This window comes from Micromonospora sp. NRRL B-16802, assembly GCF_001279555.1.
Taxonomy (GTDB): domain Bacteria; phylum Actinomycetota; class Actinomycetes; order Mycobacteriales; family Micromonosporaceae; genus Micromonospora; species Micromonospora profundi.
The window spans coordinates 1-553 of record NZ_LGEB01000134.1 but is presented as its reverse complement, the minus strand read 5'-3'; the positions used below and the strand labels follow the sequence as shown (position 1 = coordinate 553).

Here is a 553-nt window from a genome sequence, read left to right as displayed (position 1 = left end):
GCCCGGCCCGGTGGTTGTAGACCTCCGAACGACCGTGGCGCCGGCTCGACGCGGCTGCCGATGGATGGCCCGCCCCGGGAATGGCCCCGGCCCCCGGGTGGTTACACATGGACCGGCCGCTAGAGGCGCCCCCCGCGCCCGGCCGCCGTGAATGACTTTCCCCCCTTTGTTGTTTTGTGCAGTGCCGGACGAGGTGCTGACACCTGTGCGCCGCCCCCCTGGTGTGTGGGTGTTTCCTACCCCCGAAGGAGCTACCCCCATGAACACGATCATTCGTAAGAGCATGCTGTCCGTTGCCGGTCTCGCGTTCGCCGGTGGTGTTTTCGCCGGCCCCATCGCCGGCCACGCCGATAGCGCTGCGCCGGTGGATGCCAAGCCGGTCGCGGTGGTGCAGGCCGACAAGCCCGACACCGCCAAGCTGATCCCGCACGGCACCCAGGGCGCGCAGTCGCACATCACCCTCAACGACGAGCAGACCGCCAACGTCAAGGCGATCATCGCCGCCACGAAGAAGGCCGGCATGCCCGAGCGGGCCGCGGTCATCTCGATCGGC

The 553-nt window shown here is 69.3% G+C and carries 1 pseudogene; it reads left to right on the top strand.

Annotation, left to right across the window (positions count from 1 at the left end):
• Positions 1-259: 259 nt before the first annotated feature.
• Positions 260-553: pseudogene (locus tag ADK66_RS30335) on the top strand (hypothetical protein); the annotation flags it as partial.